Origin of the sequence: Candidatus Azoamicus ciliaticola, from assembly GCF_902860225.1 — a bacterium.
Classification (GTDB): Bacteria; Pseudomonadota; Gammaproteobacteria; order UBA6186; family Azoamicaceae; genus Azoamicus; species Azoamicus ciliaticola.
This window is the reverse complement of the sequence record NZ_LR794158.1, coordinates 103,289-124,450: the sequence shown is the minus strand read 5'-3', so window position 1 is coordinate 124,450 and position 21,162 is coordinate 103,289. Positions and strand designations below refer to the sequence as shown.

Here is a 21,162-nt window from a genome sequence, read left to right as displayed (position 1 = left end):
AACATGTCTCCATCGTCTAGTGGTTAGGACATCGCCCTTTCACGGCGGTAACAGGGGTTCAAATCCCCTTGGGGATGATAAAGAGGAGAGGTGGCAGAGCGGCTTAATGCGGTGGTCTTGAAAACCATTGAAGATAAAATTTATTCTTCCCAGGGTTCAAATCCCTGCCTCTCCGATAAATAAATCTTGACATATTATTATGTAAAGATAGAATAATATAAGTGCGGGAATAGCTCAGTTGGTAGAGTACAACCTTGCCAAGGTTGGGGTCGCGAGTTCGAACCTCGTTTCCCGCTAATAAATAAGGCTGAGTGGCAGAATGGATTATGCGGTGGCCTGCAAAGCCATTAATGTCGGTTCAATCCCGGCCTCAGCTTAAAAGCCCGGATGGCGGAATAGGTAGACGCAAGGGACTTAAAATCCCTCGGAAGTAATTCTGTGCCGGTTCAAGTCCGGCTCCGGGTAAAAAAAATGAAAAATAATATAAATGGTATTCTAATAATAATTGGTAGCAGCATAGGTGCTGGTGTTTTGGGGATGCCAATAACTTGCAGTCTAGTTGGATTAATACCATCAGTAATACTAATGCTAATAATTGCATTATATATGAGTGAAACTGCAAAAATAATAACTCGTTTATTAATAAAAACACAATCTGAAGATTTAAGTGTCGCCTTCAAAAAAAATTTATCCACATCAAATTACACAATCAGCTTAATAACATATGGTTTCTTATTTATAACCATAATAGCAGCTTATATATCAAAAAGCAGCACATTATTAAAAACTATAATAGATACTACCGCCTACACAAATATAAACATAAATATATGTTATATAATTATAATATCAACGATGATATTAATATTAAATTCAAAAAATACCCAATTTAAATATGCAAATAATATATTAACAATAGCATTAATAAGCGTATTTTTAATAATAATATTACAAAACTCAAAATCAGAAATTAATATAACGAATATAGAAAAAATAAATATAAATAACATAAAATATGTTTATCCTATACTAATAACATCTTTTGGGTTTCATAATATACTTCCATATTTAAAAAATGAATTTAAAAATAATGAAAAAAAATTAAATAAATCAATTAATATAGGTATAATAATAACACTACTAATATACATTATATGGATATCATTTATAATAATTTTTAAAAATAATTATTATAAATTAGACGATATAGAAAATTATAACTCTGATAAAATAATAACCGAATTACTAATAATTAAAAAAAATAATAACTTAACAATAACAATAGTAAATACATTTTCTTTTTTAGCTATAATAACTACAATTTTTGGCATAACTATAAGTATGAATTTTTTTTTTAAAAAGATATTTACTGAAATACCAGAAAAAATAATTAAAATTTTAATAATAATTCCACCAATAATTTTAATGAAATTAAATACAAATATATTTTTTACAGCATTGGAAATATCTGGAGGTATATTAACATTAACAATATTCGGATTAATGCCTATTATAGCAATTAAAAAACAAAAAAATGAAAATTTGTTTAAATTAAACTTTTTATATATAATAACAGTAATAATAATTCTTATATCATTAACACTTCAAATAAAAAAAATAATATGACAGACTTAATAAAAATAACAAACGACGCATTAAAATATTTATCATCTAATTTGATTTTAGAAAAAGAAAAAAATTTAATTATATATATATCAGTAACATACCCATATACACAATACGCTTATGTAAACATAACATATTGCAAAAAAGAAGATTTAAGTAAAAATGATGTAAAATTAAATTTAGAAAACATTGATATATATTTAGATGAAAAAATAGAAAAACTTATAAAAGATGCTGTTATAGATATAAAGGAAAACACACTAAAAATAAATGCTCCAAACTTATTTAATAATAAAAAAAATGAAAAATATGATATTAAAGATCAAATTAAAATACTTTTTGAAACAGAAATAAACACTATGTTATCTCAACACGGCGGATTTATAGAATTAATAGATATAGAAAACGATGAAACATTAATAATAAAATTTCACGGGGGATGTCAAGGATGCGGAATGGTAAATTTCACAATGACAAATTACATAGAAAAAATAATTAAAAAAAATTTTCCACAAATAAATGAAATAAAAGATACAACCTCACATGAAATAAGAAAAAATTCATACTACTAAACTATAAAAAATTTCTTTAATAATTTTAATGATTCCTTTTCTAAAACACCACTCTTAACTTTTATATTATTACTACAGTACTTATTATTACTACCAGAACGTACTCCAAAAACAAGTTTTTTTATTCTATGATAACAAATGAAAGAAAAGCATACAACACATGGTTCAAGAGTAACGTATAAAGTACATTCACTCAAAAAATTTTTTGACAAATAAAAACACGCTCTAGAAAAAACATTACTTTCGGCATGACAAAAATTATAAATGTAACAAGAATTTAAACAATAAGAAATTTCAAAATTATCATAAACTAAAATAGCACTAACAGGTAATTCATTTATAGACAAGGCTTTATTAGCTATCAACAAAGCTCTTGCCATCCAAAATTCATCATCCATTTATATTTCTATCTACCAATTCTATAAAAGCTAAAGTAGCACAATCTCCACGTCTGATACCATATTTTAAAATTCTAGTATATCCACCGGGCCTACTAACATACCTTTTTCCTAAAACAGAAAAAAGAATATGTACACTATTTTTATCCCTAACTGTTTTAAAAACAAGTCTTCTATTACTAATAGAATCATTTTTAGATAACGTTATTAAAGGTTCTATATAACCTCTTAATTCTTTAGCTTTTTCTAACGTAGTTTTTATAATGCCATATTTTATTAAATCCTTGCACAAATTTAAAAATAAAGCTTTTCTTTGTTCTGAATTTCTATTAAAATATCGTCCAATATTTCTATGTCTCATAATTAATCCATTTCACTTTAAATTATTATCATTTTTATATTCTTCTAAAACTTTAACCCAATTATTATCCTTGCAACCTAAAGATAAACCTCTTTCATGTAAAACATGCTTAATTTCAGCTAAAGACTTTTTCCCAAGATTAGGTGTTTTTAATAATTCAGCTTCGCTCCTTTGAACCAAATCTCCAATGTAATATATGTTTTCAGCTTTTAAACAATTGGCTGATCTTACTGTTAACTCTAAATTATCTACTGTTTTAAATAATTCTGGGTTAATTTTGTCTTTGACTGAAGATTTAACATCAACTTTTTCTTTTTCAAAACTTATAAAGACAGATAATTGTTCAGATAAAATTTTAGACGCCCAGTGCAAAGATTCTATAGCACTAATTGTTCCATTAGTACTAATATTAATTATTAATTTATCTAAATCACTTCTATCTTTAAAGCGTATATTTTCAACCTCATAACTTACTCTATTTATAGGACTAAAGTAAGCGTCAAGCTTTAACCATCCAGAAAAATCAAGCTTGTTAAAATCAATTTTTTCACTTGAAGAAATACAACCTCTGCCTTTATTAACTTTTATATCTATTCCTAAATCACCAGATGCATCAACAGTTGTTATATAATAATCCGGATTAATAATCTTAACGTCAGGCGGCAAAACAAAATCAGACGCAAAAACATCACACGGCCCCTTTTTACTTAAACTTAACTCAACATTATCCTTATTATGCATTTTAAAACAAATACCACTTAACTTTATCATAATATCCATAACATCATCATAAACACCATCTTTAATCATAAATTCATGCAAAACACCAGATAATCTCGCCTCTACTATAGCGCATCCAGGCATAGAAGATAATAAAACTCTACGTAATGCTGTGCCAATAGTATGTCCAAATCCTCTTTCTAATGGTTCTATAACAACAGAAATATCATTATTTGTTAAATCTTTTATATCAACTATTTTGGGTTTTAAAAAATCATCAAAAAAACTAGACATATAAATTACTCAAAAAAAATTATTTGGAATAAAATTCAACAACTGATTGTTCATTTAAATCACTAGATAACTCTTTTCTTTCTGGGGATCTTAAAAAAACAGAAGTCATATTTTTAATGTCAACATCAATCCATTTAACAAAACCAATCTTTTCTGCACATTTCAAAGCATAATGTATTCTAACTTGATCTTTACTTTTATCCCTAACTTTTATAACATCACCAACTTTAACTATAAAAGAAGGAAAAACAATAACTTTTTCAATTCCATTTCTAACAACAGAAATAGATTTGTGTGAAACTAACTGCCTAGCTTCAGCTCTTGTTACAGCAAACCCAGACCTATAAACAACATTATCTAATCTAGATTCTAATAACTTTAAAAGCAATTCACCACTAGCGCCTTTTTTTTTTGAAACCCTAAAATAAGAATATCTAAATTGCTTTTCTAATACACCATACATATATTTTATAGTTTGTTTAGCACTTAACTGTAAAGAATGACTGCCGCTAGATTTTTTTCTTTTATTACCATGTTGCCCTGGAAAAACTTTTAGATTACACTTGCTGTTAATATCTCTACCACCAATACTTTTTAACCCTAAATCAAGTCCTATTCTCCTAGACATTTTACATCCAGATTTTAAATAACGCGCCATAAAAAAACTCCTTCTATACTCTACGTTCTTTAGCAGGTCTACAACCATTATGTGGAATACTTGTTACATCTGCTATATAAGTAACTTTTAAAAAATTAGCTAAACCACGTATTGCAGCTTCTCTTCCAGGACCAGGACCACTAACATAAACCTCAACAGAAGTTAACCCATGAACTTCTTTTGCAATTTTAGAAACAGATTTAGATGCTACTTGTGCTGCATAAGGGGTACTTTTTTTAGAGCCTTTAAATCCTTCACTGCCAGCAGTTTTCCATAATAATACATCTCCAATAAGATCAGTTATATAAATCAATGTATTATTATAAGAAGCTTTAATGTAAATTTTTCCAGAAGTAACTTGTTTTTTACTTTTTTTTACCGTTTTATTTTTTAATTTTTTTAACATTTAATATCCTATTTTAAGATTTCTTTCTCGATCTTTTTCTTGTTCTAGCATTAGTCTTAGTGCGTTGTCCTCTAACAGGTAACCCAACTTTATGCCTAACTCCTCTATAACACTTTATATCTTTTAAACGTTTAATATTAAATCTAATTCGTGTTCTTAAATTACCTTCTATATCAAATTCAGAAACAACTTTTTGAATAGACATTATAGAACTTTCATCCAATTGATTAACTTTTAATGATGGTAATACATTAGCTTTTTTGCAAATATAATAAGAACTAACTTTTCCTATACCATAAATTTTTCTCAAAGCTATAACAATATGTTTATTAGATTCTAATATAACTCCAGCAACTCTAACCATAAGCCCTCCTTAACCTTGCCTTTGTTTATGTTTAGGATTAATACATATAACTCTTAAAATCCTGTTTCTTCTAACAATAAGACAATGTCTGCAAATTTTTTTAACAGAAACTCTAACTTTCATTATAAAACACCTATAATTAATAAATTTTTCAAAAACCAGTTAATTTATATTTTTTAATAAGTCCGTCATATTTATAGGAAATCATTTTTGATTGAACTTGAGAAATAAAATCCATTATAACAACTATAACTATTAATAAAGAAGTTCCTCCAAAATAAAAAGGAACATTTAAAAAAGTAACTAAAAATTCAGGGAGTAAACAAACAAACGTCAAATAAAAAGCACCTATTATAGTCAACTTTTTAACAATTTTATCTATATAAGCAGCAGTGTTATCGCCTGGTCTTATACCAGCAATAAAACCTCCTGATCGTTTTAAATTATCAGCTGTATCAGAAGATTTAAAAACCAATGACGTATAAAAAAAACAAAAGAAAATAATAAATAAAGCAAATAAAAATAAATAAGGAAGTTTACCAGGAGTAATTATATATCTTATGCTATTTAAAATAAAATTACTTGAATTTGGATCTAGCCAGTGTATTAAAGTAATTGGAAATAAAATTAAACTCGACGCAAAAATAGGTGGAATAACTCCAGACATATTGATTTTTAACGGCAAAAAAGTCGTTTGCGCAGCAAAAACTTTTCTACCTTGCTGCCTTTTAGGATAATTAATAGTTATTTTTTTTTGTGCTCTCTCTACAAAAATAATTAGAAAAATAACAACAAATAAAACGATAAGAAATAAAAACATAACAATAATATTTAATTCACCTTGTCTTACTTTTTCTAATGTTGAAGCAACGCTTCTTGGTAAATTCGAAACTATACTTGTGAAAATTATCAAAGATATACCATTACCTATGCCCTTCTCATTAATTAACTCACCCAACCACATAAGAAATAATGTGCCAGCAACTAAAGTAATAACAATTACAGAATAAAATAAAAAGTTAAAATTAGAATATATGCTAAAATTAATAATCATTTTAGCCATAGCTACAGCTTGAAAACTAGACAAAACGACAGTTAATAAACGTGTATAATCGGACATTTTACGCCTACCAAAATCACCGTCCTTCTTAAGTTTAATCATTGGTTCCCAAGTCGTTGAAAGTAATTGAATAATTATAGAAGATGATATATATGGCATAATACCTAACGAAAAAACAGTTATCTTGGATAAAGCTCCACCAGAAAATAAATTAAACAAACTAAATATTCCAGCATTATCATCAGAGAAAGAATTTAAAATCTGTTTAGCATCTACTAATGGAATAGGTATATGCGCACCCAGTCTATATATAATTAAAATAAAAAAAACAAATAACAATCTATTTCTAAGATCGTTAACGGTATTATTTTTTTCAAAAAATTTAGATGTCATAAAATAACAAAATTAATAAAATAACAAATATATTATACATAAGAACAAAAAATAAAAATATAATAAATCCTAAATATGTAAAAAAAATTTTATAATTAAATAATATTGTAGTAAACATCTTTTATTAGTATAATTCAATTTTCCAGAATTGACAAATCGGAGTGATAAAAATGTCAGATGTTAAGCAACTAGAAGAATTTGGTCGTTGGAGAAAATTGCTCTGGCCAATTCACAATCACGAACTAAAAAAATTCCTTCCTTTAGGATTTATAATGTTCGGAATATTGTTTAATTATACTTTATTGAGAGATACAAAAGATACTTTAGTAGTAACTGCAGCTGGCGCCGGATTAATACCTTTTTTAAAATTCTATTGTGTAACTCCAGCAGCAGTAGCATTTGTGGTGATTTATGCAAAATTATGCAATGTTTTTAACAAAGAAACGATTTTTTATATAGTTGTAACCCCGTTTTTATTTTTTTTTGCAGCATTTGCTTTTATAATATATCCAAATTTTGATGTATTACATCCTTCATCAACACTTATAAATAATTTAAACAATGAATATCCAGCATTTAGTGGATTCATAAATATATATGCATATTGGTCATATTCCGCATTTTATGTATTAGCAGAAATTTGGGGTAGCGCAATGGTAGCCCTAATGTTCTGGCAATTTGCTAATGAAATAGTTAAAATAAGCGAATCAAAAAGATTCTATGGATTATTTGTAGTAATAGGGAACATCTCGCTTATATTATCAGGACAAGTAGTAAGATATTGTTCTACAGGAATAAAAGCATTTGTATCAGATGATCCTTGGAAATGGTCATTATATTTATTAATGGGCACTGTGGTAATAATGGGAATTGCAACCATGTATTTATACAGATGGATGTATTTAAATGTATTAACAGACCCAAGATATTATGATCTAAATAAAAATGAACCAACAACTAAAAAGAAAAAAAGTAAACCTGGGTTGTCAGAAAGCTTAAAAATAATAGTAAAATCTAAAGAATTAGGTTTGATAGCTACATTAATAATGGCATACGGAGTAACAATAAATTTAGTAGAAGTTCAATGGAAAGAACAATTAAAATTTTACTATGCTGGAGACAAAGGTGGGTACAATGCTTTTATGGGAAATTACTCTACCTGGTCTGGAATAATAACAATATTGTTTAGCTTATTTATAGGATCAAACATATTAAGATTATTAAGTTGGTTTAAGGCAGCAGTAATAACTCCTTTTGTAATAATTATTGGCGGAACAGTATTCTTTTGTTTTATATTAGCAAATGATATATCATTAATTAAAAATGCTACATATAATTTATTATCATCATTAGGAACAACACCTGTAACAGCAGCAACCTTCTTGGGTGCAGCAATAGTTATAATATCAAAAGTTGTTAAATATTCTTTATTTGATCCAACAAAAGAAATGGCTTACATACCATTAGATGATGAATTAAAAACAAAGGGTAAGGCAGCTGTAGATGTAATAGGTGGAAGAGCAGGTAAAGCAGGCGGCGCTTTCGTACAAAGTACTCTTTTATCAATAATGGCCACAACAAACGTATTATCAATAGCACACATAGCTTTTGGAGTTTTCTTCGTAGTAGCTATATTATGGATTATATCAGTTAAATTCTTATCTGTTAAAGTAAAAGAAAACACAGATAGAAAAATGGACGAAATAAACGCAGCTGAAAAATTGAAAGCAGACGGAACTAAATAGAAAAAATAGGGCTTTAAGCCCTATTTAGAAAAAAATAAACCAAGTTCAAATAATAACCATATAGGAATTGCAAGTAAAACTTGAGAAACAACATCCGGCGGCGTCAATAACATACCTAAAATAAATGCAAATATTATAACATAAGATCTTTTTTCTACAAAATCTTTCTTCTCTACAATCCCTGCATATGTCAAAAAATATATAACTAAAGGTATTTGAAAACTTATACCACACGCCAAAATAACTGAAGTCATAAACTCAATATAATTGTTTATTGAAATCATAACAACTACATTAGACGGTGAACATGTCATAAAAAAATTTAACGCTAATGGACAAATAACATAAAATGCAAAAGAAATACCTATAAAAAATAAAAAAATACTAAAAAATAAAAATGGTTTTACAAAAATTTTTTCATGCCTATAAAGACCTGGAGCAATAAATCCCCACAAATTAAAAATAAAATAAGGCAAACATACCAATAAAGCTAAATTAAAAGATAATTTTAACGGAACTAAAAATGTAGAAGTGACATTTGTAGCTATAATGCTGCTACCTATTGGTAGTTGTGATTTAATAGGTAAGGAAAACAAATCATAAACAATATCAGAGTAATAAAAAAACACAGAAAAAATAACAATACAAAAAAACATAATATATATTATTCTTTTTCTAAGCTCAAAAAAATGTGTATTCATTTTATAAAAATAAAAAAAAATTTATAATGGTTAAATATTAACAAAAAACATAAAATTAATCAAATAATAAACATGATAAAAATATACAATACTTTAAATAAAAAAAATGAAAGTATAAAAAATAATATAATAAAAATATATACATGCGGAATAACGGTATATGATAACTGCCATATTGGTCATGCAAGATTATTTCTTTTATTCGATTCTTTAATAAGATATTTGAATACTTCAAATAAAAAAATAATTTTTATAAGAAACATAACAGATATAGATGATAAAATTATTAAAAAAGCAAAGGAAAAAAACATACATATAAAAACATTAACTGAAAAATTTATAAAAAGCATGCATGATGACACAAAAAAATTAAATATAATAGAACCGACTTACGAACCAAAAGCAACTTCTTTCATAAAAGAAATGATAGAACTAATTAAAATAATTAAAAAAAAATATACATATAAAAATAAACAATCTGCAATATATTTTGAAGTAAATAAATTAAATAATTACGGAATGCTATCAAATCAAAAAAATAAAAGCATTAAACAATCTTATCAAAATAATAAAAAAAATAAAAATGATTTTGTATTATGGAAAAACTTTAAAAAAAAAGAAAAAATTTACTGGCAAACTCCATGGGGAAAAGGAAGACCAGGATGGCATACAGAATGCGCCGCAATGACAATGTATTATTCAAAAGACTATATAGATATACATGGTGGAGGACAAGACCTATTATTTCCACACCATGAAAATGAGTTAGCTCAATGCATAGCAAGTGGTAAAAAAGATTTTATAAAAATATGGATGCATGTTGGACAATTAAAAATAGAAAAAAAAAAAATGTCAAAAAAACTTGGCAATCAAATTTTAATTAAAGATTTATTAAAAAATTATAATGAAGAATATCTAAGATTTTTAATTTTATCAACCAATTATAAAAAAAGTATAAATTTTAACTATGAAACACTTAAAAAAATGAAAATAACACTAGATAAATTATATAAAATTAAAGAAAACTTAAAAAATAAAAAATTTAATATAAACCCAGAAATAAATAAAGCGTTTGATGATGCGCTTCAAAATAATTTTAACACACAAAAAGCAATTGCAATTTTATTTAAAAAATTAAAAGAAAAAAATGACATAGAAATAAAATATTCAACAATAGAATTATTAAAAAAAATAGGACTATTAAAATATGAAACTCTAAAAATAAAAAAATTAAATATAGAAAATATTGAAACTTTAATAGCACAAAGAAATGAAGCAAGAAAAAATAAAAATTGGTCACTAGCTGATAAAATTAGACAAAAATTAATTAAATTTAATATAAAAATAAAAGATCAAAAAGATAACACAACTATTTTTGAACCAGATTAAAAGTATTTATTATAATAAAATTTAATTTTATATATATTTGTTTTAAAATTTTTATTATAAAAAATATAATTAATTTTAAATGAATACGAATTATAATATTTATTAGAGTATATAAATTGAGCTAAATCCATAAATAAATATTTTTTAAAAAAATTATAATTCTTATCATTAATTTTAGAATCTAAATCATTAATTAATATATAATTAATTAACTTTAATTTATCTTTAAAAGAATTGATTTTAAAAAAAAATAAAAACAAAAAATAATCATTTATAAAAAAAATATTTTCAAAAAACCACTTAAATTTAAATAAATTAATTAAAAAAACTTTATATCTTTTAGATAAACTAAAATCTTTAATATACCTATCTATAAGAATTAAGTTTTTTTTATTGTAAAAAAATAAATAATCGAATGTAAAATAAGAAATATAATAAAATGAAAGTTTATAAAACAAAAGAATAAACTTAAAAAATATATTATTTGTAAAAAAATAAATATTTAAAAATATATTATTTATTTGTAAAATAAAATCTAAATAAATATTAAAAAAATATTTATTAGAAAAAAAAAATAATAAATTTAAATCATAAAAGATAAACTTTAAAAGTTTAAATTTAAATAATAAAGAAAAAAATAAAAATGCATTTTTATAATGCAAAGACAAAAAAATTTCTTTAAAAACACGTTCAAATGTAAAATTTAATATTTCTCCTTTAAAAACAATTTTTTTTATAAAAGATTCCGTATAACTAGATATAAAAAAATTAAAATTAAAATATTTAATAAAAAATCTAAAAATACGTAAAATTCTCAACGAATCATCAAAAAAAGCAAAAGATACATGTAAAATTCTTTTATTTTTTAAATCATCTTTACCATTAAACAAATCTAATGAAAACCCAAATTCATTTAAAATTAAAGTATTAATAGTTAAATCTCGTCTTAGTAAATCTTCACTTAATGAAACATAAAATGAAAAATCACATTTAAAATTATAATATCCCTTTCCAACTTTTTTTTCTTTTCTAGCTAAAGTATATTCTTCTTTACTAAAAGGATGTAAAAAAACTGGGAAGTCTTTTCCAACACGTTTAAACCCCATCCTTAAAAAATTAATAATATCAGAATTAATTATAACCCAGTCAAATTCCTTAAAATTCAACTTTAATATTTTATCCCTAACAGACCCGCCAACCAAAAACACATTTAACATAAATATATTCTAAAACTTCTTAAATAAAAAAAATAAAACATTTCCAATAACCTTTTTCTTAATTAAAAAAAGATCATACGAAAAATAATTCAAAGCAAAAACAAAATTAGTTTCGAAAAAAAAGAATACACACTTGCGTAAAAATTTTACTGAATTAATTTTTAATAAAAAAAAATCAATATTTTCAAATGAATATGGTGGATCTAAAACTAATAAAGAAAAATTTAAAAAATTAATATCTTTTAACCAAACTAAAGAATCAACATTGTACAATAAAAAATTATCATCTACACTAATGTTCAATTTATTTAAACTTACAAAGATATTTGATATATTAATTTCTTTAATATCAAAATTCAGTACTTTTTTAGCACCATAGTTATAAAATTCAAATCCAAAAACACAAGACCCACAAAAAAAATCAATAACATACAACTTAGACACAAATAAAAAAATCCAAGAAAAAAACTGTTTTCTAACAATATTTTTAGTAGGTTTTACACTAGAACTAAAAAACAAACGTTTGTTATCAAAAACAATAAAATTTAAATTCATAAATTTTATTTAAAATAATTTAAAAAAAAACGATATAATAATATATATATATATACAAGAGGTGAAAAATGTTAAAAATAAACTTTTTAAATAAAATAAAAGAAAAAATATCCAATAAAATAGAAAATTTATTTAAAACTGAAAAAAAAAATTATATTGAACAATTAACTAATATTTTAATAGATGCAGATGTATCACAAGATTTAGCTGAAAATATACAAAAAGAAATTGAAAAAAAAAATATAAAAGATATAACTGAACTAAAAATAGAATTATATAAAATAATGAAAAAAATATTAAAAAACTCTGAAAAAAAACTAACATTAAATTCTAATATTCCTTTTACAATATTAATAATAGGAGTAAATGGTGTGGGTAAAACCACAACAGTTGTAAAACTAGCTAATTTACTTCAAAAACAAAATAAAAAAGTTTTGGTAGCAGCTGGAGATACATATAGAGCAGCAGCAATAGAACAATTAGATATATTATGCAAAAAACACTCAATACAAATAACAAAACAACACGCAAACGCAGACAGTGCATCTGTAATTTTTGATGCATTAAATATTGCAAAAAACAAAAATATAGATATACTAATAGCAGATACATCAGGAAGGCTACATAATAATGATGTATTGATGAATAACCTTAAAAAAATAAATTCAGTTATTAAAAAGATAAACCACATAGGCGCAAATGAAATCTTTTTAGTATTAGATTTAAATATCGGACAAAATTCAATCAAACAAGTTGAAAAATTTAATGAATGTGTTAAAATATCAGGATTAATACTTACTAAAATGGATGGCTCGGCAAAAGGTGGAGCAATATTATCTATAGCAAATAAAAATATACCAATAATGTATACATGTAATGGTGAAGATATATCACATATAGAAGAATTTAAATCTGAAATTTATATTAAAAACTTATTAAATATGGAGTGATGGCCGAGTGGCTGAAGGCGCTCCCCTGCTAAGGGAGTATAGTTTTTAAAAAAAACTATCGTGGGTTCAAATCCCACTCACTCCGAAAAAGCGCTCGTAGCTCATTTGGAATAGAGCATCTGGCTACGAACCAGAAGGTAGGAGGTTCAAATCCTTCCGAGCGCGAAAACTACTCATTTATTCTATATATTATCCTACCCTTAGATAAATCGTATGGAGAAATTTCTACTACAACTGTGTCTCCAGTTAATATTCTAATGTAATTTTTTCTCATTCTACCAGAAATATGCGCATTAACTATATGATCATTTTCTAATTTCACTTTAAAAGTTGCGTTAGGTAAACTTTCCATTACAACACCCTTAAACTCCATGACATCTTCTTTTTTCATATAAATACCATAAAAAATAAAAAACTAATTTAAAATTATCAAAAAAACAAAAATAATTCAATTAAAAAAAAAAAATATTTGATTTTTTTTTTTAATTAATTAAAATTATATTAAAATTATTTATATTAATTAACTATGAATGAAACAAATAATCAAATAAAAGAAAAATGGATTTTATTAGATGCTGAAAATAAAGTGCTAGGTAGATTGGCTTCAAAAATAGCTATATATTTAATGGGTAAAAATACAATAGAATATAAAAGAAATGTCGTATCGGGCTATAATATAATAGTAATAAATGCAAAAAAATTAATTTTCACTGGCAAAAAAATAAATAATAAAGTATACTATAGACACTCTGGATACCCTGGCGGATTCAAAAAAACACTATTAAAAGATTTGGTAGAAAAAAATATTCAATTTGTAATAAAAAATGCTGTAAAAGGAATGTTGCCGAAAAATAAATTACAAAAAATAATGTTAAAAAGATTAAGAATTTTTTCTACATCTACCCATATTCACGAAGCACAAAAACCAGAAAAAATAGAAATATAAGAGAATAAAAATGAGTAATTACATCTACAGTACTGGAAAGAGAAAAACAAGCATAGCTAGAGTTTTTTTAAAAGAAGGGGATGGCGAAATAATAATTAATAATAATTCAGAACAAAATCCAAAATTTATAACAATAATAAAAAAAACACTAATGTTACTAAACATAAATAATAAGATAGATCTTAAAATAACAGTAAAAGGTGGTGGACTGACAGGACAAAGCGAAGCAATAAGACATGGGTTAAGTAAAGCTTTAGTTATTCTAGATAAAAAGAATATAAATGAAGAAAATTCTTTTAGAAAAAAATTAAAAAAACTTGGTTTTTTAACTAGAGACTCAAGAAAAGTCGAGCGAAAAAAAGTTGGCAGAAGAAAAGCTAGAAAAAAGGAACAATATTCAAAGAGATAAAAAAGTTCTTTAAAGGAGATTTAAATGAACAAGAATTCAATAAATTCAAAAAGAAGACAATACATAATAGGTGCATCATTACTTGGTGGTGTTGGGTTAGGACTTGGGGCCATTCCATTTATAACTTCATGGTTACCCAGTGCAAGAGCAAAAGCAATGGGAGCTCCAGTAGATCTTGATATTACAAAAATAGAAGAAGGCCAAAAAGTAACATTAGATTGGAGAAGTCAGCCGGTATTTGTAATAAAAAGAAGTAATGCAGCTTTAGAAACACTAAAAACATTATCTGAAAAATTAAGAGACCCAAACTCAAACGAACCGCAACAACCAATGTATGCAAAAAATATAACTAGATCTATAAAACAAGAAATACTTGTTGTCATAGGAATTTGTACACATTTAGGATGTGTACCATTATATAAACCAAAGGCTGGCGAAATAGATCAATCTTGGGTAGGCGGATTTTTCTGTCCTTGTCATGGATCACGCTTCGATCTAGCAGGAAGAGTTTTTAAAGGGGTTCCAGCTCCATGCAATCTAGTCATACCACCTCACAAATATAATGGAAACATACTAAGAATTGGAGAGGAATAATTTCGGAGAATATATGTACACACTAATAAAAAATTTAGAAATTTGGATAAACAAACGTTTTCCATTAGACAAATTATGGAAAGAGCATATGTCTCAATATTATGCGCCAAAAAATTTTAATTTTTGGTACTACTTTGGATCATTAGCTTTATTAGTATTTGGAATACAAATATTAAGTGGAATTTGGCTCGCCATGTTCTACAATCCTTCTAGCTTAGAAGCTTTTGACTCTGTAGAATACATAATGCGCGATGTAAAATACGGATGGCTGATAAGATATATACATTCTACTGGGGCATCATTTTTCTTTGTGGTATTATATTTTCATGTATTTAGAGGGTTATTATATGGATCATATAAAAAACCAAGAGAACTTTTGTGGATAATTGGTGTTTTATTATTCTTATGTCTTATGGCAGAATGCTTTTTTGGATATTTATTACCTTGGGGTAATATGTCATTTTGGGGAGCACAAGTTATAACATCACTTTTTGGAGCCATACCAGTAGTAGGTGGACCACTAGTAGAATGGATAAGAGGCGATTATGCCGTAAGCGGAGTAACATTAAACAGATTTTTTTCAATACATGTATCAGCAATGCCGATTGTTTTTATAGTACTTATAGCAACACATTTAATAGCACTACACGAAGTAGGTTCTGGTAATCCAGATGGCATAGAAATAAAAGAAAATAAAAACGAACAAGGAATTCCATTAGATGGTATACCTATGCATCCTTATTATACCGTAAAAGATTTATTTGGAGTGTCAGTTTTTTTAACTGCGTTTTTTTCTGTTGTATTTTTTAAACCTGATTTTTTTAGTTTATTTTTAGAAGGTCCGAACTTCACTCCTGCAGACCAGTTAGCAACACCAGAACACATTGCTCCAGTTTGGTATATGACCCCATATTATGCTATATTAAGAGCAATACCAAATAAATTGGCAGGAATAGTAGCTATGGGCGCATCAATAGCAATTTTATTTACATTACCATGGTTAGATAGAAGCCCAGTAAAATCTATGCGATATAAAGGAATTTTATCAAAAATATCATTATTCATATTTATAATAAGTTTCTTTATATTAGGCTATTTGGGAATGGAACCACCAAGTGCAACAAAAACTTTACTTGCACAAATATGTTCATTTATATATTTCGCTTTTTTCCTTTTAATGCCTATTTACTCATCAATAGAAAAATGTAAAACAGTTCCTAATAGGGTGAAATAAAAAATGTATACAATTAAAAATTATATATTTTATCTACTTGTGTTTATATTCTGTATATCAAATTTAAATGCAAGTAGTAACATAAATTTAAATAAAATAACTATAAATTTAGAAAACACTCAATCTCTACAAAGAGGTGCAAAAGTGTTCTTTGATCAATGTCAAGGTTGTCATGGCTTAAAATACATGCGTTATTCTGATTTAGCTATAGGATTAAAATTAAACGAACAAAAAGATAAAGGATTAGAACAATTAATTAAAGAAAAATTTATGCATTCTATAGATGGAATAAATGACAATAACTATATACTAAGTCCAATGTATAAAGAAAATGCGATCAAATGGTTTGGTAAAATACCACCAGATTTATCTTTAATATCAAGATATAAAGGAACGAATTGGTTATTTACTTATATGAAAAGCTTTTATAAAGACCCCGCCAGACCTTTTGGAGTAAATAATTTACTATTTCCAGATGTTGGTATGCCACATATATTGCTTAAATATCAAGGAATTCAAATTTTAAAACATGATCAACATAGTGATAAAATAGAAGATCTTCTAGAACTAATAGAGAACGGAGAACTATCAGAAGATGAATACAACGCTATGATAACAGATCTAGCAACATTTTTATCATATATTGGAGAACCAATTCAAGTAGAAAGAAAAAATATAGGTACATTCGTTTTAATATTTTTAATAATATTAACTATAGTACTCTACATGCTTAAAAAAGAATTTTGGTCAGATATAAAATAATGTACATATCAAATATAAAACATTCTGTAATGACATTATATACAAATGGATTTAATGACCCGTATTCACATGTTGTTAAAATAGCTCTTGCTGAAAAATGCTTGGAATTTGAAGAACAATTAATACAAGATAACATAGGAATATTAAAAAAATTAAATCCATATTGTTATACACCAACATTTGTAGACAGAGATTTGGTTTTATATAAAGCAGAAATTATAACAGAATATATAGATGAACGATTTCCGCATCCACCATTGATGCCTATAAATCCCATTCTAAAAGGTAAAACAAGATTATTAATATATAGAATTAATAAAGACTGGTTTAAAACTTTAAATTATATATTAAATTTAAAAAATAATTTATCGGAAAATTTAGATGAATATAAAAAAAATTTATTAATTCAAATAGAAAGTGCAAAATTGTTATTTAAGGAAATGCCTTATTTTTTGAGTGAAAATTTTTCACTTATAGACTGTTGGATTTCTACTTTACTATGGTATTTACAAGAAATAGATAAAAATTTTCTAGAAAAAGAAAAAATAATATACGATTATAGTAAAAAAATATTTGCTAGAAACTCATTTCAAAAAGTATTAAATAAAAAAATCTAACCTTTTTTTCTACAATGAAAAAAATGGGGGTGAATTGGTATCGATGTTGTATTGATTATTTAAAAACATGTCGTTTTTAAAGTAATTTTCGTAAAAAATTACTAAGGCATTATAAACGCCAAAGAAAATTATAATTACGCTTTAGCAGCTTAAAACTGATAAACAAACTTTTATAAATATTATCTTAAATATTATAAAAGAAAAATAAGATAAGCATTTGAATATATAATTTTAAAAAATGCTGAAAATAAAAAAATAAATAATTAAACGCAGAATAATTATTTAAAATTTATGCAAAAAAAAACATGTTACAATTTTTAAATAAAAAATACTACAGACGTGGGTTCAAATCCCACCACCTCCAGAAACATCCCCACCTACATTTTTAATATTAAATAAAACTCTATCTGAAACAGATATAAAATTACATTTTATAAAAACTGGGTTAACAATAGGAAAAGAATAAACTACTTTAACAAATCTAATTTTATTATTAATTACTTTTAACTTTTTCAAAAGATTTATATCGAAAAAATTAAAATCAAAATTATTTAAAATATGAGAAGGTATTTCAGAAAAAAAATTACTTTTTATAGATGTAAACCCAAATTTTGGTAAACGTTTATGTAATGGCGTTTGTCCACCTTCAAATCCAATTTTTCTAGAATATCCAGTTCTAGATTTATGCCCCTTATGACCTCTACCACAAGTTTTTCCCAACCCAGAACCAATTCCTCTACCAACTCTTATTTTTTTAACAAATCTTATTTTAAAACTATTTAAACGCATATATTAATTAATACACTCAACTTTAACTAAATAACAAACTTTTTTTAACATACCTAATACAGCAGCATTTTCTTCCAAAACTACAGAACTATTTATCTTTTTTAGTCCCAACCCAAATATTATAGCTCTATGTCTAGGTAATCTACCTATTATACTTTTTTTTAAAATAACTTTAATAAAAACTTTTGACAAAAAAAACTCCTAAAACTATTATTTATTTTTAACCAAAAAAGAATATCTAGCAGATCTAGCTTCAACATCTTTTCCCATATTTAAAAAACATTTCATAGCACATCTAGCAATATTGTTAGGATTTTTAGAGCCAAAACATTTTGCAAAAACATTTTTAACTCCCAAAGCTTCAAATATAGATCTCATAACAAAAGATGCTATAATACCAGTTCCTTTTGATGCTGGCAACATTATCATTTTTGTAGAACAAAATTTATCTTTAATAGCATGACATATAGTATCACCATTTAACTTAATAAAAACTAAATTTTTTCTAGCATTTTCCATAGCTTTTTGTATAGCAAACGGAACTTCTTTTGCTTTACCTCTACCTATCCCAAATCTACCATTTTTATCTCCAACTACAGTTAATGCAGAAAAACCAAAAACCCTACCACCTTTAGAAACTTTAGACGTTCTTTTTACAACTATAAGTTTTTCTAACAAACCGTCTGTCTTTTGAATAATATCAGAATTATCTATAATAAAATTAGACATAATAATCACTTAACATTTAATACCATTGTTTTTAATAGAATCAGCCACAGCTTTAATCCTTCCATGAAACTTAAACCCAGAACGATCAAAAACAACATTTAATATATTTTTACTTTTAAGCACATCAGACAATAAATTTCCAACCAAATAAGCTTCATCCATTTTAGATAACTTATTATTAGAACTAGCTTCTTTAAATTTTTTATCTAAACTAGACATACTTGCCAAAACTTCACTACCATTAGAAAGAAATAATTGCGCATATATATGTTTATTAGATTTATAAACTGTTAACCTTAATTTATTCTGATTTAAAATTTTTTTTCTTATTTTTGTTTTTCTTCTATCACACGCAGAAACAATATACATAATAATCTCATTTAGTTTTTTTAGGAACTTTTAAAATAATTTTTTCATTTTTATATCTTATGCCATTACCTTTATAAATATCTGCAATTTTAAGCGCACGTATATCAGCTGCAAATTGTCCTGCTTTATCTTTAAATATACTTTTTACTATAATTTCAGAATTACTAGGTAACTCAATTAAAATATCAACAGGAACTGATAAATTAACAGGATGAGAATAACCAAGTAACATAACTAAAACAGAAGTTTTTTTATCATAACTAACTTTATATCCAACACCTCTTAAAACTAAAAAATATTCAAAAAATTTAGTAACTCCCAACATACAATTTTTTAACATAACATAAGTTGTATTAAAGATAGATGACAAAAATATAAAATCACGTTTTTTCACTAAAGAATCATCAGAATACAAACATAAAAAATCATTTTCAACTTTCACTCTTAAAAAATCATGTAATTTATAAACATTTACACCATTAGGTCCAGAAAATGTACATAAATTTTTATCAATTTTTAAAGAAACCGCGCTTGGTATACTAATACTTTTTAAAAAATTCACTTTATATTACTCCACTATACACAAAACTTCACCACCCACTCCCAATTCTCTAGCTTTTTTATCTGTTAAAAGCCCAAGAGAAGTAGATATTACAGCAATACCAAAGCCATTTGATACTTTTGGCAAAGATTTACAACTTTTATAAATTTTAACACTAGATTTACTTATTCTAACTATTCTTCTAAGAATGGGCATATTCTTTCCATAATAACGCAAAAATATCTTTAGTCTAGTTTTTTTTGAATCTTGATCTAAAATAATATAATCTTTTAAAAAAAATTCATTTTTAAGTAAATCAACTAAAGATACTTTTAATTTTGAAGAATAAACAATAATGAAATCTTTACGTGCAGAATATCCATTGCGTATCTGGGTTAATAAATCTGATATAGGATCTTGAATAGTCATAAAATTTACCAACTAGCCTTTCTTATACCAGGAATATCACCTTTCATAGCATGATATCTAAACATATTTCTACACATACCCACTATCCTATAAACTCCTCTAGCTCTACCAGTTTTCCAACATCTATTTCTTAATCTACACTTAATAGAATCTCTTGGAAACTCTTGAAGTTTTTTTTGTGCTAATTCCTTAGCAGAAATGGATGCATTAATATCACCCATAATAATCCTTAAATTTTTCCTTTTAACAAAATACTTTTTTGTTAATTTAATTCTACGCTCTTCTCTTTTTATCATACATAATTTTGACATAAAAAAACTTTTTTTCTCATTAA

General features: G+C 25.4%; 30 protein-coding genes, 7 tRNA genes and 1 other RNA gene. 19 read left to right on the top strand and 19 right to left on the bottom strand.

Annotated elements, in window-relative coordinates:
- The first annotated feature begins 5 nt into the window (after positions 1–5).
- The 7 genes from ESZ_RS00800 (at position 6) to ESZ_RS00770 (ending at position 2,198) form a co-directional block, all read left to right on the top strand.
- Positions 6–77 (top strand) — tRNA-Glu (locus ESZ_RS00800).
- A 7-nt stretch (positions 78–84) separates the two neighbouring features.
- Positions 85–175: transfer RNA gene (locus ESZ_RS00795), tRNA-Ser, on the top strand.
- A gap of 48 nt (positions 176–223) precedes the next feature.
- Positions 224–296, top strand: a tRNA-Gly gene (locus tag ESZ_RS00790).
- 9 nt (positions 297–305) lie between these two features.
- Positions 306–377 (top strand) — tRNA-Cys (locus ESZ_RS00785).
- A gap of 4 nt (positions 378–381) precedes the next feature.
- Positions 382–465: transfer RNA gene (locus tag ESZ_RS00780), tRNA-Leu, on the top strand.
- A 6-nt stretch (positions 466–471) separates the two neighbouring features.
- On the top strand, positions 472–1,626 hold the full coding sequence (locus ESZ_RS00775; RefSeq protein ID WP_176604901.1) for an aromatic amino acid transport family protein: 1,155 nt from the start codon (positions 472–474) through the stop codon (positions 1,624–1,626).
- Complete coding sequence (locus ESZ_RS00770) at positions 1,623–2,198, top strand: NifU family protein (RefSeq protein WP_176604900.1); 576 nt, start codon at positions 1,623–1,625, stop codon at positions 2,196–2,198. Before ESZ_RS00775 ends, ESZ_RS00770 begins: the two co-directional genes overlap by 4 nt.
- On the opposite strand, the gene ESZ_RS00765 is transcribed toward ESZ_RS00770, so the two are convergent.
- From ESZ_RS00765 to secY, 8 genes are read right to left on the bottom strand one after another with little or no spacing between them, the layout of a single operon-like run.
- Positions 2,195–2,596, bottom strand: a complete 402-nt coding sequence (locus tag ESZ_RS00765; protein WP_176604899.1) for a nucleoside deaminase — start codon at positions 2,594–2,596, stop codon at positions 2,195–2,197. The genes ESZ_RS00770 and ESZ_RS00765 overlap by 4 nt on opposite strands.
- Complete coding sequence (gene rplQ, locus ESZ_RS00760) at positions 2,589–2,957, bottom strand: 50S ribosomal protein L17 (RefSeq protein WP_176604898.1); 369 nt, start codon at positions 2,955–2,957, stop codon at positions 2,589–2,591. The genes ESZ_RS00765 and rplQ overlap by 8 nt, the downstream gene beginning before the upstream one ends.
- A gap of 12 nt (positions 2,958–2,969) precedes the next feature.
- Complete coding sequence (locus tag ESZ_RS00755; RefSeq protein WP_176604897.1) at positions 2,970–3,971, bottom strand: DNA-directed RNA polymerase subunit alpha; 1,002 nt, start codon at positions 3,969–3,971, stop codon at positions 2,970–2,972.
- Positions 3,972–3,990: 19 nt separating this feature from the next.
- Complete coding sequence (gene rpsD / locus ESZ_RS00750; protein WP_176604896.1) at positions 3,991–4,629, bottom strand: 30S ribosomal protein S4; 639 nt, start codon at positions 4,627–4,629, stop codon at positions 3,991–3,993.
- 13 nt (positions 4,630–4,642) lie between these two features.
- Complete coding sequence (gene rpsK / locus ESZ_RS00745) at positions 4,643–5,035, bottom strand: 30S ribosomal protein S11 (protein WP_176604895.1); 393 nt, start codon at positions 5,033–5,035, stop codon at positions 4,643–4,645.
- 13 nt (positions 5,036–5,048) lie between these two features.
- Entirely contained in the window at positions 5,049–5,399 is a 351-nt protein-coding gene (rpsM, locus tag ESZ_RS00740) for a 30S ribosomal protein S13 (RefSeq protein WP_176604894.1), read from the bottom strand.
- 9 nt (positions 5,400–5,408) lie between these two features.
- Positions 5,409–5,522: a 50S ribosomal protein L36 gene (gene rpmJ, locus ESZ_RS00735; protein WP_176604893.1), complete on the bottom strand. Its 114-nt coding sequence runs from the start codon at positions 5,520–5,522 to the stop codon at positions 5,409–5,411.
- Positions 5,523–5,550: 28 nt separating this feature from the next.
- Complete coding sequence (gene secY / locus ESZ_RS00730) at positions 5,551–6,852, bottom strand: preprotein translocase subunit SecY (protein WP_176604892.1); 1,302 nt, start codon at positions 6,850–6,852, stop codon at positions 5,551–5,553.
- A gap of 170 nt (positions 6,853–7,022) precedes the next feature.
- Between secY and ESZ_RS00725 the strand changes: the two genes are divergently transcribed.
- Positions 7,023–8,597, top strand: coding sequence for an Npt1/Npt2 family nucleotide transporter (locus ESZ_RS00725; RefSeq protein WP_176604891.1), 1,575 nt, complete (start codon positions 7,023–7,025; stop codon positions 8,595–8,597).
- 20 nt (positions 8,598–8,617) lie between these two features.
- Here the strand turns inward: ESZ_RS00725 and tatC are convergent, their stop codons facing one another.
- A complete protein-coding gene (gene tatC, locus ESZ_RS00720) occupies positions 8,618–9,298 on the bottom strand; it encodes a twin-arginine translocase subunit TatC (protein ID WP_176604890.1) in 681 nt (226 codons plus the stop codon).
- A 72-nt stretch (positions 9,299–9,370) separates the two neighbouring features.
- Between tatC and cysS the strand changes: the two genes are divergently transcribed.
- Positions 9,371–10,687: a cysteine--tRNA ligase gene (cysS, locus tag ESZ_RS00715; RefSeq protein ID WP_176604889.1), complete on the top strand. Its 1,317-nt coding sequence runs from the start codon at positions 9,371–9,373 to the stop codon at positions 10,685–10,687.
- On the opposite strand, the gene ESZ_RS00710 is transcribed toward cysS, so the two are convergent.
- Positions 10,684–11,904 (bottom strand): hypothetical protein, encoded by a 1,221-nt coding sequence (locus tag ESZ_RS00710; protein ID WP_176604888.1) that lies wholly within the window; start codon positions 11,902–11,904, stop codon positions 10,684–10,686. The two genes, cysS and ESZ_RS00710, sit on opposite strands and share 4 nt — an antisense overlap.
- Positions 11,905–11,913: 9 nt before the next feature.
- Complete coding sequence (locus tag ESZ_RS00705; protein WP_176604887.1) at positions 11,914–12,459, bottom strand: RsmD family RNA methyltransferase; 546 nt, start codon at positions 12,457–12,459, stop codon at positions 11,914–11,916.
- A gap of 68 nt (positions 12,460–12,527) precedes the next feature.
- On the opposite strand from ESZ_RS00705, the gene ftsY reads away from it, so the two are divergent.
- The 3 genes from ftsY (at position 12,528) to ESZ_RS00690 (ending at position 13,574) form a co-directional block, all read left to right on the top strand.
- Positions 12,528–13,409: a signal recognition particle-docking protein FtsY gene (gene ftsY / locus ESZ_RS00700; RefSeq protein WP_176604886.1), complete on the top strand. Its 882-nt coding sequence runs from the start codon at positions 12,528–12,530 to the stop codon at positions 13,407–13,409.
- Positions 13,403–13,494 (top strand) — tRNA-Ser (locus tag ESZ_RS00695). The genes ftsY and ESZ_RS00695 overlap by 7 nt, the downstream gene beginning before the upstream one ends.
- Before the next feature lie 5 nt (positions 13,495–13,499).
- A tRNA-Arg gene (locus ESZ_RS00690) sits at positions 13,500–13,574 on the top strand.
- A gap of 4 nt (positions 13,575–13,578) precedes the next feature.
- Here the strand turns inward: ESZ_RS00690 and infA are convergent.
- The gene (gene infA / locus ESZ_RS00685) at positions 13,579–13,800 is read right to left on the bottom strand and encodes a translation initiation factor IF-1 (RefSeq protein ID WP_176604885.1); all 222 of its coding nucleotides are present in this window, start codon (positions 13,798–13,800) and stop codon (positions 13,579–13,581) included.
- Positions 13,801–13,935: 135 nt separating this feature from the next.
- Between infA and rplM the strand changes: the two genes are divergently transcribed.
- The 7 genes from rplM (at position 13,936) to ssrA (ending at position 18,338) form a co-directional block, all read left to right on the top strand.
- A complete protein-coding gene (gene rplM / locus ESZ_RS00680) occupies positions 13,936–14,355 on the top strand; it encodes a 50S ribosomal protein L13 (RefSeq protein WP_176604884.1) in 420 nt (139 codons plus the stop codon).
- Between the two features lie 10 nt (positions 14,356–14,365).
- Positions 14,366–14,764 carry a 30S ribosomal protein S9 gene (rpsI, locus tag ESZ_RS00675; RefSeq protein WP_176604883.1) on the top strand — a complete coding sequence of 133 codons (399 nt, stop codon included), beginning with the start codon at positions 14,366–14,368 and terminating at the stop codon, positions 14,762–14,764.
- Between the two features lie 24 nt (positions 14,765–14,788).
- On the top strand, positions 14,789–15,358 hold the full coding sequence (gene petA, locus ESZ_RS00670) for a ubiquinol-cytochrome c reductase iron-sulfur subunit (RefSeq protein WP_176604882.1): 570 nt from the start codon (positions 14,789–14,791) through the stop codon (positions 15,356–15,358).
- A 13-nt stretch (positions 15,359–15,371) separates the two neighbouring features.
- Positions 15,372–16,592 carry a cytochrome b gene (locus tag ESZ_RS00665; RefSeq protein ID WP_176604881.1) on the top strand — a complete coding sequence of 407 codons (1,221 nt, stop codon included), beginning with the start codon at positions 15,372–15,374 and terminating at the stop codon, positions 16,590–16,592.
- Between the two features lie 39 nt (positions 16,593–16,631).
- Positions 16,632–17,354, top strand: coding sequence for a cytochrome c1 (locus ESZ_RS00660; RefSeq protein ID WP_176604880.1), 723 nt, complete (start codon positions 16,632–16,634; stop codon positions 17,352–17,354).
- Positions 17,354–17,971, top strand: a complete 618-nt coding sequence (locus tag ESZ_RS00655) for a glutathione S-transferase N-terminal domain-containing protein (protein WP_176604879.1) — start codon at positions 17,354–17,356, stop codon at positions 17,969–17,971. Before ESZ_RS00660 ends, ESZ_RS00655 begins: the two co-directional genes overlap by 1 nt.
- Before the next feature lie 25 nt (positions 17,972–17,996).
- Positions 17,997–18,338, top strand: a transfer-messenger RNA (tmRNA) gene (gene ssrA, locus ESZ_RS00650).
- On the opposite strand, the gene rplO is transcribed toward ssrA, so the two are convergent.
- From rplO to rpsN, 7 genes are read right to left on the bottom strand one after another with little or no spacing between them, the layout of a single operon-like run.
- A complete protein-coding gene (rplO, locus tag ESZ_RS00645) occupies positions 18,317–18,760 on the bottom strand; it encodes a 50S ribosomal protein L15 (protein WP_176604878.1) in 444 nt (147 codons plus the stop codon). The genes ssrA and rplO overlap by 22 nt on opposite strands.
- Positions 18,761–18,763: 3 nt before the next feature.
- The gene (rpmD, locus tag ESZ_RS00640; RefSeq protein WP_176604877.1) at positions 18,764–18,952 is read right to left on the bottom strand and encodes a 50S ribosomal protein L30; all 189 of its coding nucleotides are present in this window, start codon (positions 18,950–18,952) and stop codon (positions 18,764–18,766) included.
- Positions 18,953–18,970: 18 nt separating this feature from the next.
- Positions 18,971–19,489, bottom strand: coding sequence for a 30S ribosomal protein S5 (rpsE, locus tag ESZ_RS00635; RefSeq protein ID WP_176604876.1), 519 nt, complete (start codon positions 19,487–19,489; stop codon positions 18,971–18,973).
- A gap of 9 nt (positions 19,490–19,498) precedes the next feature.
- Positions 19,499–19,858: a 50S ribosomal protein L18 gene (rplR, locus tag ESZ_RS00630; protein WP_176604875.1), complete on the bottom strand. Its 360-nt coding sequence runs from the start codon at positions 19,856–19,858 to the stop codon at positions 19,499–19,501.
- Positions 19,859–19,865: 7 nt separating this feature from the next.
- The gene (rplF, locus tag ESZ_RS00625) at positions 19,866–20,420 is read right to left on the bottom strand and encodes a 50S ribosomal protein L6 (protein ID WP_176604874.1); all 555 of its coding nucleotides are present in this window, start codon (positions 20,418–20,420) and stop codon (positions 19,866–19,868) included.
- 6 nt (positions 20,421–20,426) lie between these two features.
- Positions 20,427–20,828: a 30S ribosomal protein S8 gene (rpsH, locus tag ESZ_RS00620; protein WP_176604873.1), complete on the bottom strand. Its 402-nt coding sequence runs from the start codon at positions 20,826–20,828 to the stop codon at positions 20,427–20,429.
- Positions 20,829–20,833: 5 nt separating this feature from the next.
- Entirely contained in the window at positions 20,834–21,139 is a 306-nt protein-coding gene (gene rpsN, locus ESZ_RS00615; RefSeq protein WP_176604872.1) for a 30S ribosomal protein S14, read from the bottom strand.
- Between the last annotated feature and the right edge of the window lie 23 nt (positions 21,140–21,162).